Consider the following 15912-nt stretch of genomic DNA (forward strand, 5'->3'; position numbering starts at 1 on the left):
TGAACTCCCTAGAGTTTCCCGGCAGGTCGTACAGATGAGGAGATTTTTCGTGGCTGACGAGTTGGTCCTGAGGGCCCAGCGGTTCTTCAACACCACCTACAGCGGCTACGCCGGCATGCCCAAGCTGGAGGAGAACGGCAGGACCTCCTGGGCCGTCATGTACGCCCTCACCCGAGCACTGCAACTGGAAATCGGTGTTTCCCCGCAGTCGAACGCCTTCGGCCCCGGAACTCTGTCCGCGCTGAAGTCGAAGGTGCCCTCGATCAACGAGAACACCAGCCCGTCGGCGAACTTCACCCGCATCATCCAGGCGGCGTTGTACTGCAAGGGCTACGACGGCGGCGAGATCGACGGCATCTACAACGGCCGGGTGAAGGACGGCGTTTCCAAGCTCAAGGCGAACATGGGCGTGGATTCCATCTACCCCGGCAGTTCCCTGGAGCCGAAGGTGGTCAAGGCGCTGTTGACCATGGACGCCTACACGACCATCTCGGGCGGCAGTGACAGCGTCAGATCCATCCAGCAGTGGATGAATTCGCGATACATAGGACGGGCCGACTACTTCATCATTCCGTGCGACGGTTTCTATTCGCGCGATGTGCAGAAGGCCCAGATGCTGGCCATCCAGTACGAGCTCGGTATGGCGGACGGCACCGCCAACGGTGTGTTCGGCCCCGGCACCAAGGCCGGCATCAAGAGCCACCCGCTGTCGGTCGGCTCCAGCGGCACCTGGGTGCAGTTGTTCTCCGCCGCGATGATCTTCAACCGCCGTTCGGGCGTGAGCTTCACCAGCTCCTACACCTCGGGCCTCGCCAGCGCGGTCTCGTCGTTCCAGAGCTTTTTGAAGCTGGACGTCAACGGCACCGCGGACTTCCCCACCTGGGCCTCGCTGCTGGTGTCCTACGGCGACGACACCCGCAAGGGCACCGCCTTCGACTGCGCCGACGAGGTCACCGCCGACCGCGCCAAGGCCCTGTACGCGGCCGGTTACCGGCTCGGCGGGCGCTACCTGACTAACGTGCCGGGCACCACGCTCGACAAGAAGATCAAGCCGGGCGAACTGGCGACGATGGCGAGCGCGGGCATCGCCTGCTTCCCGATCTACCAGACGTTCGGCGACTACAAGGACTACTTCAGCCGCCCGCAGGGCACGTCGGACGCGATAGCCGCCACCGACGCGGCGCTGGCGCACGGCTTCAAAAAGGGCACCCGGATCTACTTCGCGATCGACTACGACAACACCGACGAGGAGATCACCGCCAACCTCATCCCGCATTTCAAGGGAATCAACGAGGGAATGGCCCAGGCGGGCGGCTACTTCCAGGTCGGTATCTACGCGACCCGGAACGCCTGTTCACGGGTCTCGGAGGCGGGCCTGTCGACCGCGAGTTTCGTGTCCAACATGTCGATGGGCTACTCCGGAAACCTCGGTTTCCCGATGCCCTCGGACTGGGCCATCGACCAGATCAAGACGATCAACGTCGGCTCCGGCAGCGGACTGATCGAGATCGACAACGACATCTCCTCGGGCCGCGAGAGCGGGCAGAAGTCCTACAATCCTGCTCCGGCCAAGGAGGATCTGGACGTCGCGTTCGACCCGATCTTCGACGCCGAGCTGACCAAGGACATCCAGACGTACTTCCAGTCGATCGGCATTCCGGAGGAGGGTCCGCCGGATTCCTGGCTGCCGACCGGAAAGACGAAGCACACCACCAGTTACTGCGTGCAATTCATGCTGAGCTGGGACAGCCTTTTCACGTCCCTGGCACGAATGCTGAAAATGCGCAAGGCCCTCATCCAGACCTCCGCGATATGGGAACTGCGCCACTTCAACATCACCAGCATCGAGGATCTGTCCGTCCCGAAGGTCAATGACAACTTCTCCGACGCGTGCGTGTACGACTACCACAACGACGGTGTGCTGCCGGACTGGGTGACGGACTGGGGCAACAAGCTCCAGTCGCTCGACGACTGCTCCACCGGTATCGGCCAGATCTTCGGCCGCCGGGCGATCAAGGCCCGCAACCACGCCATCGACCTGGGGCTGCTCGACGAGGCGAAGCGGGACGCGACGAAGGATTCCGACGTCTGGGCCGTGTGGGAGAAACTGCACTTCAACCAGTCGTACAACATCTCGACGGTGCCGTTCATGCACATCCTGCACGCCATGGAGAAGGGGATGGCCCGCCCGGGTCTGACGACCAGCGAGGCCAACACCGAGAAGCTGCTCCAGTACTACCAGGGCGACACCGCGAACGCGGCCGAGCAGGCGAAGCTCCGCATGGGCATGTACCGCATCATCGAGGACAAGTACCAGAGCGTGTTCCGCAAGTACCTGTGACGCCCGTCCGGTACCTGTGACACCAGTCCGGAAAGAGGCCGATGCCCACCCAGGAGGACCAACAGGGTCACGGAGGTCATGCGGGCCAGGGGGCCGAGGCACCGCAGTGGCGTGCGCGGTGGCGGCGCCTCGCCCCGGTGGGCATCAACCTGATGTTCGGCGTTCCCGCCGTCATCCCGCTCCACTCGGCCTGGCTGCTGCTCACCGACTACCGGTCCTGCGCGCTGGACACCGCTCCGGTCGGCCTCTCCGACTGCGGTGACATCAGCGTCGTCGAGGGCGCCGGCTGGGCGCGGCTCGGCCTGCTCGTCCTGGGCGGGCTGGGGCTGTTGCTCGTCCTGGCGGTGGACGTGCTGTTCCCCGCCGCCACGGGCCGGCCCTGGCGGCGCTGGCTCGCCGCCTCGCTCGCCATCCCGGTCCCCTATCTGCTCGCCGTCCTCACATTCGCCATCTTCGACTGAAGGAACCGATCAGCCATGACACCAAGTAGCGTTCCGCGGCGCGCGATGCTCCGGGGCCTCGCCGGGGCCGGGGCGGGTGCCGCCCTGGTCTCGGTATCCGGCGGCCTGCTCGTCCCCGCCCACGCGGCCGAGGCGGCGGACGGGGCCGGCCCCGCGGCCGGTACGCCCGGCGACTTCCCGGCCTCGCTCAACGGCTGGCCCCTGGCCGACCGGACCAACGCGGGCCTGGGCGTGTGGTCGCGGCCGGTGTCCGGTGCCGGGTTCACCCTCGACATCCGGCTCGGGATGGTGGAGACGGTGCTCGTCCACATCGTCCGGCGCTGGCACTACGAGATCGAGACGCTGCGCAAGGGCGAGGTGGTCGGCTGGCGCCCGATCGGTGAACTCGACGCCGCTGCCCCCGAGTCGAACCAGGCCTCCGGCACCGCGGTCGCCATCCGGCCCGACGCCTATGTCAAGGGCGTCCGGGGCGGACTGACGAAGATCCAGCGGGACACGGTCGAGAGCATCCTGGAGGACGTCGGCGACGTGGTCCGCTGGGGCGGCCACGACCGGACTCCGTACGAGGCGCTCTTCTACATCGCCACTCCGCCGAGCCAGGAGACCCGGCCCGCGGACCGTCCCGTGGCGGAGCTCGCCGACAAGCTGCGCGGATGGAACCAGACCCCCGGCCTGGGGGCGGGCTCCGCCGCCTGACCGCGGGGCCGGCGGCGGCCGGGCCCGACGGGGCATGGATTCACAGGTATTGAGGGCCGGGTCCCTGGGAACACACTCCCAGGGACCCGGCCCTCGTGGTGTTCGTCTCAGACGATCACCTTGGCTCGCACATGAGGTTAGGCTAACCTAAGCCTGTTTCCAGCCACCCGCCGCAGCCGGCGCACACCCCCCAGTGGCCCCGTACGCACTGAAAGCAGACCCACACCCATGTCGAACGCCAGAACCGCCAACTTCTCCCGCCGCGGCCTGCTCGCCGCCGGTGGCGCGCTCGGACTCGGCGCCTTCCTGGCCGCGTGCGGCGACAGCGACTCGGAGAGCAGCGGCTCGGACTCGACGGCGTCCGCCAAGGCATCCGGCCCCTGGACCTTCAAGGACGACCGTGGCACGACCGTGAAGCTGGACGAGGTCCCCACGAAGATCGTCGCCTTCGTCGGTGTCGCCGCCGCCCTGTACGACTACGGCATCGACGTCAAGGGCGTGTTCGGCCCGACCACGCTGAAGAACGGCAAGGCCGACGTCCAGGCCGGCGACATGGACGTCAGCAAGCTGACGGTCTTCGGCAACGTCTGGGACCAGTTCAACGTCGAGAAGTACGCGGCCTTCGCTCCCCAGGTGCTCCTGACCACGACCTTCGACAGCGCGGGCACCCTCTGGTACGTGCCGGAGGCCTCCAAGGACAAGATCGCCAAGCTGGCGCCGAGCGCCGCGATCTCCGTCTACGACCGTCAGCTCACCGCGCCGCTCCAGCGCATGTGGGAGCTGGCCGAGTCGCTGGGTGCCGACATGACGGCCGCCAAGGTCACCGACGCCAAGAAGCGGTTCGAGGCCGCCTCGGAGCGACTGCGCAAGGCCGCCAAGGCCAAGCCCGACGTCAGGGTGCTGGCCGGTTCCGCCGCGCAGGACGTCTTCTACGTCTCCGGCACCAACCTCTCGGTGGACCTTGAGTACTTCAAGGCCCTCGGTGTGAACTTCGTCGAGCCCTCGGAGGCGGCGAAGAAGGCGACCGGCGGCTGGTTCGAGACGCTGAGCTGGGAGAACGTCGACAAGTACCCGGCCGACATCATCATGATGGACGACCGCTCGGCGACGATCCAGCCCGCGGACATCACCGAGGCCACGTGGAAGCAGCTGCCCGCGGTCAAGGCCGGGCAGGTCATCGCCCGTTCTCCCGAGCCGATCCTGTCGTACGACAAGTGCGTGCCGATGGTGGAGAACCTGGCGAAGGCGATCGAGTCCGCGAAGAAGGTCGGTTAGGCGCGTTGTTCGCTGCCGGTCCGTTGTGGCCGGTCGCGCAGTTCCCCGCGCCCCTAGGTAGGCGCACCTGACGTCGATTCAGGAGTTGACCCATGACTGCGGCCACAGCCGCCCCGTTCCGCTTCTTCTCTCTCCAGGTCGTGCGGACGAGGCGGCTCGGTCCGTCCCTCGTGCGGATCTCCTTCGCCGGGGAGGACCTGCGCGCGTTCCACTCCGACGGGCTCGACCAGTCGCTGTCGCTGTTCATCCCGGCCGAGGGGCAGAGCGAGCCGCACGTCCCCGTCGAGCTCGGGGACGGCTGGTGGCAGGGGTGGCGCGACCTGCCCGACGACGTACGGGCCGTGATGCGGTCGTACACCCTGCGCAGCCTCAGACGCGAGCCCGACGAGCCCGACGAGATCGACATCGACTTCGTGCTGCACACCCCGGCCGGTCCCGCCTCCGCGTGGGCCGCGCGGGCCGCCGAGGGCGACAAGGTGCTGCTGCTCGGCCCGGCGGTCGCGGACAACCGCGCGATCCGCTTCCGGCCGCCGCGGGACACCGACCTCGTGGTCGTCTGGGGCGACGAGACCGCCGTCCCGGCCGCCTGCGCCATCGTCGAGTCGCTGCCGGCCGGCACCCGCGCCCGGGTCTGGCTGGAGGTGCCGGAGGCCGGTGACGTCCTGGACGTGGTGACCGAGGCGGACGCCGAGATCACCTGGCTGGCCCGCGGCGCGGGGGACGCCAAGAGCTCCCCCCTGGCCCTCGACGGCCTGCGCAGCGCTCAACTCCCGCCTGCCGAGCACCCGTACGTCTGGATCGCGGGCGAGTCGGGCTGCGTGAAGGAGCTGCGCCGGCACTTCGTCCGGGAGCGTGGCGTCGACCGCCGCAGCGTCACCTTCGTCGGCTACTGGCGCCAGGGCCTGACCGAGGAGCAACTGCGCGAGCAGGAGTGACTCGCCCGTAGAACCCATAGAACCCGTAGGACCCGTAGGACCCGTAGCCGCCAACTCACGCACCACAGGACTGCGTTCGACGTGACGGCAGTCACGGCAGGGGCTTGTTTCCCGGAGAATTAATTAGGTTAGGCTTACCTAAGTTGAACCCGGGGTTCCGCCCCGATCCTGTCCCGCACGGATTGTCCCCACCGGAGGACCCCACACATGCGCTCGCACCTGCTCAACGACACGACCGCGGAGCACTACCGCCGCTCCGTGACCGAAGGCATCGAGCGGGTGGCGGCCAAACTCGCCACCACCGACCGTCCGTTCACCGGCGTCGCGGTCGACGCGCTCTCTCCCCGTATCGACGCGATCGACCTCGACAAGCCGCTGCACGACACCGCCGCGGTGCTCGACGAGCTGGAGGACGTCTACCTCCGCGACGCCGTCTACTTCCACCACCCCCGCTACCTCGCCCACCTCAACTGCCCGGTCGTCATCCCGGCCGTGCTCGGCGAGGCCATCCTCTCCGCCGTCAACTCCTCCCTGGACACCTGGGACCAGTCGGCCGGCGGCACGCTCATCGAGCGCAAGCTCATCGACTGGACCACCGACCGGATCGGCCTCGGCGAGAACGCCGACGGCGTCTTCACCTCCGGCGGCACCCAGTCCAACCTCCAGGCGCTGCTGCTGGCCCGCGAGGAGGCCAAGCCGGGGCGGGATGGGTGGGAAGGTCCGGCCGGCTTCGCGAAACTGCGCATCTTCGCCTCCGAGGTGAGCCACTTCAGCGTCAAGAAGTCGGCGAAACTGCTCGGCCTGAGCGAGGACTCCGTGGTCTGCCTCCCCGTCGACCACGACAAGCGCATGCAGACCGTCGCGCTCGCCCGTGAGCTGGAGCGCTGCAAGCAGGACGGCCTGGTCCCCATGGCCGTCGTCGCCACCGCCGGCACCACCGACTTCGGCTCCATCGACCCGCTGCCGGAGATCGCCGAGCTCTGCGCCCAGTACGGCGTGTGGATGCACGTCGACGCCGCCTACGGCTGCGGACTGCTCGCCTCGGTCCGGCACCGCGACCGCATCGACGGCATCGAGCGGGCCGACTCGGTCACCGTGGACTACCACAAGTCCTTCTTCCAGCCGGTGAGTTCCTCCGCCGTCCTGGTCCGCGACGCCTCGACCCTGCGCCACGCCACCTACCACGCGGAGTACCTCAATCCGCGCCGCATGGTGCAGGAACGTATCCCCAACCAGGTGGACAAGTCCCTCCAGACCACCCGCCGCTTCGACGCGCTCAAGCTGTGGATGACGCTGCGCGTGATGGGCGCCGACGGCATCGGCCAGCTCTTCGACGAGGTCTGCGACCTGGCCGTGGAGGGCTGGAAGCTGCTGGCCGCCGACCCGCGCTTCGACGTGGTCGTCCAGCCCACCCTCTCCACCCTCGTCTTCCGCTACATACCGGCCGCCGTCACCGACCCCTCCGAGATCGACCGCGCCAACCTGTACGCCCGCAAGGCCCTGTTCGCCTCCGGCGACGCGGTGGTCGCGGGCACCAAGGTGGGCGGCCGCCACTACCTGAAGTTCACCCTGCTCAACCCCGAGACGACGGTCGACGACATGGCCGCCGTCCTCGACCTGATCGCCGGCCACGCCGAGCAGTACCTGGGAGAATCCCTTGACCGCGCTTCCTGAACCCACGAAAACCCACGACTTCGTGGGGATCGGGCTGGGCCCGTTCAACCTCGGCCTGGCCTGCCTCACCGAGCCCATCGCCGAACTCGACGGTGTCTTCCTGGAGTCGAAGCCCGACTTCGAGTGGCACGCCGGCATGTTCCTGGAGGGCGCCCACCTCCAGACCCCGTTCATGTCGGACCTGGTCACCCTCGCCGACCCGACCTCGCCGTACTCCTTCCTCAACTACCTGAAGGAGAAGGGCCGGCTGTACCCGTTCTACATCCGCGAGAACTTCTACCCGCTGCGGGTCGAGTACGACGACTACTGCCGCTGGGCCGCCAACCGGCTGAGCAACGTCCGCTTCAACACCACGGTGGCGGACGTCCAGTACGACGAGGGGGACGAGGTCTACGTCGTGCGGACGACGGCCGGTGACGTCCACCGCGCCCGCCACCTGGTCCTCGGCACCGGCACCCCGCCGTACATACCGGAGGCCTGCCAGGACCTGGGCGGCGACTTCATCCACAACTCCCGCTATGTGCAGCACCGAAGCGAGCTGGTGAAGAAGGACTCGATCACCCTGGTCGGCTCCGGCCAGTCCGCCGCCGAGATCTACCACGACCTGCTCGGCGAGATCGACGTCCACGGCTACCGGCTGAACTGGGTCACCCGCTCCCCGCGCTTCTTCCCGCTGGAGTACACCAAGCTCACGCTGGAGATGACCTCCCCGGAGTACATCGACTACTACCACGCGCTGCCGGAGCAGACCCGCTACCGCCTCACGGCCGAGCAGAAGGGCCTGTTCAAGGGCATCGACGGCGAGCTGATCAACGAGATCTTCGACCTGCTCTACCAGAAGAACCTCGGCGGCCCGGTCCCCACCCGTCTGCTCACCAACTCCTCGCTGAACAGCGCGCGGTACGAGAACGGCACGTACACCCTCTCCTTCCGCCAGGAGGAGCAGGAGAAGGACTACGACATCGAGTCGCAGGGCCTGGTCCTCGCCACCGGCTACCGCTACGCCGAACCGGAGTTCCTCAAGCCGGTCCGCGACCGCCTCCTCTACGACTCCCGGGGCAACTTCGACGTCGCCCGCAACTACGCCATCGACGTCACCGGCCGGGGTGTCTTCCTCCAGAACGCCGGCGTCCACACCCACAGCATCACCAGCCCCGACCTGGGCATGGGCGCCTACCGCAACAGCTCCATCATCCGCGAGCTGCTCGGCACGGAGTACTACCCGGTCGAGAAGACGATCGCGTTCCAGGAGTTCGCCGTATGAGCCCCACGACCTTCACCTTCCGCCCCCTGGACCCCCTCAAGGACGCCGAGCTGCTGCACTCCTGGCTCACCCACCCCAAGGCGGCCTTCTGGATGATGCAGGACGCCCGGCTGGAGGACGTCGAGCGCGCGTACATGGAGATCGCCGCCGACGAGCACCAGCAGGCGCTGCTCGGCCTAGACGACAGGGGCGTCCCCGTCTTCCTGATGGAGCGGTACGACCCCGCCCACCGCGAGCTGGTCGGCCTGTACGAGCCCCGGCCGGGCGATGTCGGCATGCACTTCCTCACCCCCGCGACGGACACCCCCGTGCACGGGTTCACGCGGTCCGTCATCACCGCCGTGATGGCCCACCTCTTCGAGGACCCGGCGGTGCAGCGCGTCGTCGTGGAACCGGACGTGACCAACAAGGCCGTCCACGCCCTGAACGAAGCGGTCGGGTTCGTGCCCGAGCGCGAGATCCAGAAGCCGGAGAAGAAGGCGTTGTTGAGCTTCTGCACCCGTCAGCAGTTCGTCGCGGCGGCGGGGGTGCCCGCATGACCCTCGCCGACGCCGTGGCCCACCTCTCCCCCGACCGCTGGGAGAAGGCCAACCGCCTCCTCATCCGCAAGGCCCTGGCCGAGTTCGCGCACGAGCGGCTGCTCGCGCCCGAGGAGACGGACAAGGCCCAGTACGTCGTCCGCAGCGACGACGGCCTGACCCGCTACGATTTCACGGCCGCCCGCCACGCCCTGGACCACTGGCAGGTCGACGCCGACTCCATCACCCGGCACCGCGACGGCGGCGAACTCCCCCTCGCCGCCCTGGACTTCTTCATCGAACTGAAGGACACCCTCGGTCTGAGCGAGGAGATCCTGCCGGTCTACCTGGAGGAGATCTCCTCCACCCTCTCCGGCACCTGCTACAAACTCACCAAACCGCAGATCCCGGTCGCCGAGCTCGCGAAGAGCGGCTTCCAGGACATCGAGACCGGCATGACCGAGGGCCACCCCTGCTTCGTCGCCAACAACGGACGGCTCGGCTTCGGCATCCACGAGTACCTGTCGTACGCCCCCGAGACCGCGAGTCCGGTCCGCCTGGTCTGGCTGGCCGCGCACCGCTCACGGGCGGCGTTCACGGCGGGTGTCGGCATCGAGTACGAGTCCTTCGTACGGCAGGAGCTGGGCGAGAAGACCGTCGAGCGCTTCGACGGCGTGCTGCGCGACCGCGGCCTCGACCCGGCCGACTACCTGCTCATCCCGGTCCACCCCTGGCAGTGGTGGAACAAGCTCACCGTCACGTTCGCCGCCGAGGTCGCCCGCGGCCACCTCGTGTGCCTGGGCGAGGGCGACGACGAGTACCTGGCCCAGCAGTCCATCCGGACCTTCTTCAACCGCTCGGCCCCGGAGAAGCACTACGTGAAGACGGCCCTGTCCGTCATCAACATGGGCTTCATGCGCGGACTCTCGGCCGCCTACATGGAGGCGACCCCGGCGATCAACGACTGGCTGGCCCAGCTGATCGAGGGCGACCCGATCCTGAAGCCGACGGGCCTGTCGATCATCCGCGAGCGGGCGGCGGTCGGCTACCGGCACCTGGAGTACGAGAAGGCTACGGACCGCTACTCGCCGTACCGCAAGATGCTGGCCGCGCTGTGGCGCGAGAGCCCGGTGTCCTCACTCCAGGACGGCGAGTCGCTCGCGACGATGGCCTCCCTGGTCCATGTGGACCACGAGGGCGCCTCCTTCGCGGGCGCGCTGATCGAGCGGTCCGGGCTGACCCCGACCCAGTGGCTGCGCCGCTACCTGCGGGCCTACTACACCCCGCTGCTGCACAGCTTCTACGCCTACGACCTGGTGTTCATGCCGCACGGCGAGAACGTCATCCTGGTCCTGAAGGACGGCGTGGTCGAGCGCGCGATCTACAAGGACATCGCCGAGGAGATCGCGGTCATGGACCCGGACGCGGTGCTGCCGCCGACGGTCGAGCGGCTGCGCGTGGACGTCCCCGAGGACAAGAAGCTCCTGTCGATCTTCACGGACGTCTTCGACTGCTTCTTCCGCTTCCTCGCCGCGAATCTCGCCGCCGAGGGAATCCTGGAGGAGGAGGACTTCTGGCGGACGGTCGCGGAGGTCACCCGCGACTACCAGCACTCGGTGCCCGAACTCGCCGAGAAGTTCGAGCGGTACGACATGTTCGCGCCCGAGTTCGCGCTGTCCTGCCTCAACCGCCTCCAACTGCGCGACAACAGGCAGATGGTGGACCTGGCCGACCCGGCCGGCGCCCTCCAGCTGATCGGCACCCTGGACAACCCCCTCGCGGGTCTGTGACGGACCCCCACGACCGGGCGGGGCTCGGGAGTACGGTCCTCCCGGGCCCCGTCTTCTTTCTGTGCCTCCTTTCGCGCCTGTCTCCTTTCGCGCCGGTCTGCGCCGGGCACCCGAATGCCAGAATTGCCGCATGGCGGAAATCATCCAGAAGGACGGCACGTGGGTTTTCGACGGCGACGCCCTGCGGCTGACTCCCGGACGGGACAAGAACGTCAGTCTGCTCCGCAAGAGCCTGGGTGAACTCGTCCTCCCCCTGGGCGCGTTGGCCGGGGTCTCCTTCGAACAGGGCAAGAAGACGGGCCGGTTGAGGCTGCGCCTGCGGGACGGCTCCGATCCGCTGCTGCTGGCGACCGGCGGCCGGCTCGGCGAACCGCACGACCCCTATCAGCTGGCGGTCGAGTCCGACCGGTACGGCGTGGCCGAGTACTTCGTCGACGAGGTCCGCAACGCGCTGCTCCTGGACCAGGTCCCGGCCGACCCGGTGGACGCGTATCTGCTGCCGGGCCCGTCGGTCCCGCTGTCCGTCTCGGCCGGGGACGGCACCGCGAGCTTCGACGGCGAGCACATACGGCTGGAGTGGAACTGGAAGACGGAGGACGCCAAGGCCGCCGCCGGGGCCCGCACGCTCGCCCTGACCGACCTGGTCGGCGTGGAGTGGCATCCCGCGGTCGGGCTGGAGAACGGCCATCTGCGCTTCACCGTGCGCAACGCCCCGACCAAGGCCCCGCCCAAGTACGACCCGAACGCCGTGGAGCTGTGGGGCTTCAAGAAGGACCCGCTGATGGCGATGGTCGCGGCGGCGGTCCAGGCCAGGCTTCCGCACCCGGCCCGGGCCGCCGCCAAGGACGTACTCCACACACGAGACGGACGACCGGAAGTGCCCTCTCCCCCGGTCCCCGCCGCCGAGGACGACCACGACGCCCTCCTGCGCCGCCTGCGCGAGCTCGGGGAGCTGCACCGCACGGGCGTGCTGACGGACGAGGAGTTCACCCTGGCCAAACAGGCGATCCTCAAGCGGATGTGACGGCCGGACGAGAGCCGCTACTTCGCCTTGCGGGCCACCGTGAAGTGGTCGATCCGGTCACCGGTCTCGGCGATGCCCTGGACCTTCAGCCTGGCGTAGTGGCCCCGCGGGGCGGGCTCGACGTCCACGCGCAGGAAGGAGTAGTCGAGGTAGCGCACCCGGGACCAGGCGACGGTCTCGTTCACCTTGCCGTCCTTGGTGTTGACGAAGGAGGCCACCGAGTCGCGCTCGTTCAGGTGCCCCTCGTAGGAGTCCGGCGCGGAGAAGGCGTACAGGCTCCTGCCGGCCGCGCCCGCCGTGACGTAGACGACGCCCTCGGTCTCGGGGTAGGCCGTGTCGCCGATGGCGAGCTTCTTGGTGACCTTGTCGCCCTTGATGACGTCGGTGCGCTCGTACTGGTGGTTGTGGCCGTTGATGACCAGGTCGACCTGGTACTTCTCGATCAGCGGCACCCACTCCTGGCGAACGCCCCCCTCCGAGGCGTGCGCGGTGGAGGTGCAGTACGCGCAGTGGTGGAAGAAGACGATGACGAAGTCGATGTCGTGCGCGGCCCGGAACTTCCTGAGCTGCCCCTCGAACCACGTGGTCTGGGTGCCGCCGGAGAGGCCGAGGTTGGCGGGGATCTCGTACGACACGTCGTTCGGGTCGAGCGAGATGATCGCCGTGTTGCCGTAGACGAAGGAGTAGACGCCCGGCAGGTTCTTCTTGTCCGGCCCGTTGTCGGGGAGCGTGAAACGGGCCTCCTCGCCGCCGTAGCCGTTGGGCGAGTACCAGGCCTCCATGTCGTGGTTGCCGTAACTCACCATCCACGGCACGGACTTGGCGACCGACTCGGTCTGGGCGAGGAACTGGTCCCACACCCGCGAGTCGAAGCCGGTGTCGGCGGACTTGCCCTGGCCGGCGGGGTCGGCGTAGGCGATGTCGCCGGCGTGCAGGTGGAAGGCCGGGTTCTGGCCGAGCAGCAGGCTGTCGTTGGCGAGGCCGTGGTAGCCGACGCCCTGGTCGCCGAAGGCCGTGAAGGTGAACGGCTTCTTGTGCGCGGGCGCGGTGGTGAAGGTGCCGAGGGTGCCGAGCAGGTGCGGCTCGGCCGGGTCGAAGCCCTGGTGGCCGACGCCGTAGTAGTACGTCCGGCCCGGCCGCAGGTGGGTCAGTGCCGCGTGGACGTAGTACTGGGTGTGGTCGGCGCTCGCGCCGACGCCGGCCGGTGTGTAGAGGGTGCGTACCTCCGCCTCGATCTTGCGGGAGAGGTCCCAGGGGTGGGCGCCGATCCGGATGAAGGGCTTCTTCACCGCGACCGGGACCTGCCAGGAGACGGTCATCTCGGTGCGCGGGTCGTTGCCGTAGGCGAGGTGGCGGCCGAAGGGGGCGACGAGAGCGCCGTCGACGGTCGTGGCGCTCGCGAAGGTCGTGGTGGGGGTGGCGGCCTGGGCGGTGGCGCCCGGTACGAACGCGCCACCGGCGACGGCGCCCAGTGTGACCGCGCCGCCCCTGATCATCGTGCGCCGGGAGAATCTGGCGCGCAGGTACTCGTGCTGCTCGGCCATGCTCATGCGCTCGGCGAGCTGCTCGGGTACGCCCATGCGAGGAATGTCCATGGCGTCTGAAACTCGTCTCCTCAGGCGACGAGCCGCAGGACCACGGGTGGACGGCGCACGAACAGGCGCTCATGACAGGTTCAACGTTCCCCCAAAGATCCGCCACAGGGCCCTGCCCGAAATCGGGCAGGATTCTTGCGAAACGCCTTCCGGTACCCCAGGATCTACCGGGTGCACGACGAACTTGTTGATCATCTGACGCGGTCCACGCCCCTCGGCCGGGGCGAGGCGCTGCGTGTGATCCAGGACGTGCTCGCGTACTTCGACGAGACGACCGAGGACTACGTCCGTCGCCGCCACCGCGAACTCCAGGCCCAGGGCCTGGTGAACGCGGAGATCTTCGGACGGATCGAGGCGGACCTGAAATATCGAGCGGTGGCGCCGCCGGAGCTGACACTGAGGCAGTTGCGCCGCATGGTCTACGGCTAAGGGACACATCTGTATGTGCGGAATTGTCGGATACATCGGGAAGCGTGACGTCGCTCCCCTCCTGCTGGAGGGCCTTCAGCGGCTGGAGTACCGGGGCTACGACTCGGCCGGCATAGTCGTCACCTCCCCCAAGGCGGCCGGGCTGAAGATGGTCAAGGCCAAGGGCCGCGTGCGCGACCTGGAGGCCAGGGTCCCGGCCCGCTTCAAGGGCACCACCGGTATCGCCCACACCCGCTGGGCCACCCATGGCGCCCCCTCCGACGTGAACGCCCACCCGCACATGGACGCCGAGGGCAAGGTCGCCGTCGTCCACAACGGCATCATCGACAACGCCTCCGACCTGCGCCGCAAGCTGGAGGCGGACGGCGTCGAGTTCCTCTCCGAGACGGACACCGAGGTCCTGGTCCACCTCATCGCCCGCGCCCAGGGCGAGAAGCTGGAGGACAAGGTCCGCGAGACCCTCCGGGTCATCGAGGGCACCTACGGCATCGCCGTCCTGCACGCCGACTTCCCCGACCGGATCGTGGTCGCCCGCAACGGCTCCCCGGTCGTCCTCGGCATCGGCGAGAAGGAGATGTTCGTCGCCTCGGACATCGCCGCGCTGGTCGCCCACACCCGGCAGATAGTGACGCTGGACGACGGCGAGATGGCCACCCTGAAGGCCGACGACTTCCGCACCTACACGACGGAGGGCACCCGCACCACCGCGGAGCCCACCACCGTGGAGTGGGAGGCCGCCTCCTACGACATGGGCGGCCACGACACCTACATGCACAAGGAGATCCACGAGCAGGCCGACGCCGTGGACCGCGTGCTGCGCGGCCGCATCGACGACCGCTTCTCCACCGTGCACCTCGGCGGCCTCAACCTGGATGCCCGCGAGGCCCGCCGGATCCGCCGCGTGAAGATCCTCGGCTGCGGCACCTCGTACCACGCGGGCATGATCGGCGCCCAGATGATCGAGGAGCTGGCCCGCATCCCCGCCGACGCCGAGCCGGCCTCGGAGTTCCGCTACCGCAACGCGGTCGTGGACCCCGACACGCTCTACGTGGCCGTCTCCCAGTCCGGCGAGACCTACGACGTCCTGGCCGCCGTCCAGGAGCTGAAGCGCAAGGGCGCGCGGGTCCTGGGCGTGGTGAACGTGGTCGGCTCCGCGATCGCCCGGGAGGCCGACGGCGGTATCTACGTCCACGCGGGCCCCGAGGTCTGCGTGGTGTCCACCAAGTGCTTCACGAACACGACGGTGGCCTTCGCGCTGTTGGCCCTGCACCTGGGCCGCACCCGCGACCTCTCCGTCCGCGACGGCAAGCGGATCATCGCCGGCCTGCGCAGGCTGCCCGCGCAGATCGCCGAGATGCTGGAGCAGGAGGAGCAGATCAAGAAGCTGGCCGAGCAGTACGCCGAGGCCCGCTCCATGCTCTTCATCGGCCGCGTCCGGGGCTACCCGGTCGCCCGTGAGGCCTCCCTGAAGCTCAAGGAGGTCTCCTACATCCACGCCGAGGCCTACCCCGCCTCCGAGCTCAAGCACGGCCCCCTGGCCCTCATCGAGCCCGCCCTGCCCACGGTCGCCATCGTCCCCGACGACGACCTCCTGGAGAAGAACCGCGCCGCCCTGGAGGAGATCAAGGCCCGCAGCGGCCGCATCCTCGCGGTGGCCCACCAGGAACAGGAGAAGGCCGACCAGACGATCGTCGTCCCGAAGAACGAGGACGAACTCGACCCCATCCTGATGGGCATCCCCCTCCAACTCCTCGCCTACCACACGGCCTTGGCCCTGGGCAGGGACATCGACAAGCCGCGCAACCTCGCAAAATCAGTAACGGTTGAGTAAGTAACCTCAGGGGCGCGAGGAACTGCGCGACAAGCCCCCACGCACCCGCAGAGGCCACACAACAAGGACGGACCCCCCG

Annotated in this window: 13 protein-coding genes; 12 read left to right on the top strand and 1 reads right to left on the bottom strand. The window is 68.3% G+C overall.

The window, feature by feature from the left end; translation table 11 throughout:
• Positions 1-49 precede the first annotated feature (49 nt).
• The 10 genes from SLINC_RS16790 (at position 50) to SLINC_RS16835 (ending at position 11978) form a co-directional block, all read left to right on the top strand.
• Positions 50-2341, top strand: a complete 2292-nt coding sequence (locus SLINC_RS16790; protein WP_067433174.1) for a glycoside hydrolase domain-containing protein — start codon at positions 50-52, stop codon at positions 2339-2341.
• Positions 2342-2382: 41 nt separating this feature from the next.
• A complete protein-coding gene (locus SLINC_RS16795) occupies positions 2383-2802 on the top strand; it encodes a hypothetical protein (RefSeq protein ID WP_067433176.1) in 420 nt (139 codons plus the stop codon).
• A 15-nt stretch (positions 2803-2817) separates the two neighbouring features.
• Positions 2818-3498, top strand: a complete 681-nt coding sequence (locus SLINC_RS16800) for a hypothetical protein (protein ID WP_152039025.1) — start codon at positions 2818-2820, stop codon at positions 3496-3498.
• Between the two features lie 228 nt (positions 3499-3726).
• Entirely contained in the window at positions 3727-4773 is a 1047-nt protein-coding gene (locus SLINC_RS16805; RefSeq protein ID WP_067433181.1) for an ABC transporter substrate-binding protein, read from the top strand.
• 92 nt (positions 4774-4865) lie between these two features.
• A complete protein-coding gene (locus SLINC_RS16810) occupies positions 4866-5708 on the top strand; it encodes a siderophore-interacting protein (RefSeq protein ID WP_067433184.1) in 843 nt (280 codons plus the stop codon).
• Positions 5709-5915: 207 nt separating this feature from the next.
• Positions 5916-7382 carry a lysine decarboxylase DesA gene (gene desA, locus SLINC_RS16815; protein WP_067433186.1) on the top strand — a complete coding sequence of 489 codons (1467 nt, stop codon included), beginning with the start codon at positions 5916-5918 and terminating at the stop codon, positions 7380-7382.
• Positions 7366-8646, top strand: coding sequence for a lysine N(6)-hydroxylase/L-ornithine N(5)-oxygenase family protein (locus SLINC_RS16820; RefSeq protein WP_067433189.1), 1281 nt, complete (start codon positions 7366-7368; stop codon positions 8644-8646). Before desA ends, SLINC_RS16820 begins: the two co-directional genes overlap by 17 nt.
• On the top strand, positions 8643-9185 hold the full coding sequence (locus SLINC_RS16825; RefSeq protein WP_067433191.1) for a GNAT family N-acetyltransferase: 543 nt from the start codon (positions 8643-8645) through the stop codon (positions 9183-9185). Before SLINC_RS16820 ends, SLINC_RS16825 begins: the two co-directional genes overlap by 4 nt.
• On the top strand, positions 9182-10954 hold the full coding sequence (locus SLINC_RS16830) for an IucA/IucC family protein (protein WP_067433196.1): 1773 nt from the start codon (positions 9182-9184) through the stop codon (positions 10952-10954). The genes SLINC_RS16825 and SLINC_RS16830 overlap by 4 nt, the downstream gene beginning before the upstream one ends.
• 130 nt (positions 10955-11084) lie before the next feature.
• Positions 11085-11978, top strand: coding sequence for a DUF4429 domain-containing protein (locus SLINC_RS16835; protein ID WP_067433201.1), 894 nt, complete (start codon positions 11085-11087; stop codon positions 11976-11978).
• Positions 11979-11995: 17 nt separating this feature from the next.
• Here the strand turns inward: SLINC_RS16835 and SLINC_RS16840 are convergent, their stop codons facing one another.
• The gene (locus tag SLINC_RS16840) at positions 11996-13558 is read right to left on the bottom strand and encodes a purple acid phosphatase family protein (protein ID WP_067433204.1); all 1563 of its coding nucleotides are present in this window, start codon (positions 13556-13558) and stop codon (positions 11996-11998) included.
• Positions 13559-13744: 186 nt separating this feature from the next.
• On the opposite strand from SLINC_RS16840, the gene SLINC_RS16845 reads away from it, so the two are divergent.
• A complete protein-coding gene (locus SLINC_RS16845) occupies positions 13745-14002 on the top strand; it encodes a hypothetical protein (protein WP_067433207.1) in 258 nt (85 codons plus the stop codon).
• A 13-nt stretch (positions 14003-14015) separates the two neighbouring features.
• A complete protein-coding gene (glmS, locus tag SLINC_RS16850; RefSeq protein ID WP_067433210.1) occupies positions 14016-15833 on the top strand; it encodes a glutamine--fructose-6-phosphate transaminase (isomerizing) in 1818 nt (605 codons plus the stop codon).
• Positions 15834-15912: the final 79 nt, after the last annotated feature.

The organism is Streptomyces lincolnensis, assembly GCF_001685355.1.
Classification (GTDB): Bacteria; Actinomycetota; Actinomycetes; order Streptomycetales; family Streptomycetaceae; genus Streptomyces; species Streptomyces lincolnensis.

What these genes read in the sequence shown, in the direction of transcription:
- SLINC_RS16800 (WP_152039025.1), top strand. Translation starts at nt 2,818, where the DNA reads ATGACACCAAGTAGCGTTCCGCGGCGCGCGATGCTCCGGGGCCTCGCC.
- SLINC_RS16825 (WP_067433191.1), top strand. Translation starts at nt 8,643, where the DNA reads ATGAGCCCCACGACCTTCACCTTCCGCCCCCTGGACCCCCTCAAGGAC.
- SLINC_RS16795 (WP_067433176.1), top strand. Translation starts at nt 2,383, where the DNA reads ATGCCCACCCAGGAGGACCAACAGGGTCACGGAGGTCATGCGGGCCAG.
- glmS (WP_067433210.1), top strand. Translation starts at nt 14,016, where the DNA reads ATGTGCGGAATTGTCGGATACATCGGGAAGCGTGACGTCGCTCCCCTC.
- SLINC_RS16835 (WP_067433201.1), top strand. Translation starts at nt 11,085, where the DNA reads ATGGCGGAAATCATCCAGAAGGACGGCACGTGGGTTTTCGACGGCGAC.
- SLINC_RS16830 (WP_067433196.1), top strand. Translation starts at nt 9,182, where the DNA reads ATGACCCTCGCCGACGCCGTGGCCCACCTCTCCCCCGACCGCTGGGAG.
- SLINC_RS16840 (WP_067433204.1), bottom strand. Translation starts at nt 13,558, where the DNA reads ATGGGCGTACCCGAGCAGCTCGCCGAGCGCATGAGCATGGCCGAGCAG.
- SLINC_RS16810 (WP_067433184.1), top strand. Translation starts at nt 4,866, where the DNA reads ATGACTGCGGCCACAGCCGCCCCGTTCCGCTTCTTCTCTCTCCAGGTC.
- SLINC_RS16805 (WP_067433181.1), top strand. Translation starts at nt 3,727, where the DNA reads ATGTCGAACGCCAGAACCGCCAACTTCTCCCGCCGCGGCCTGCTCGCC.
- desA (WP_067433186.1), top strand. Translation starts at nt 5,916, where the DNA reads ATGCGCTCGCACCTGCTCAACGACACGACCGCGGAGCACTACCGCCGC.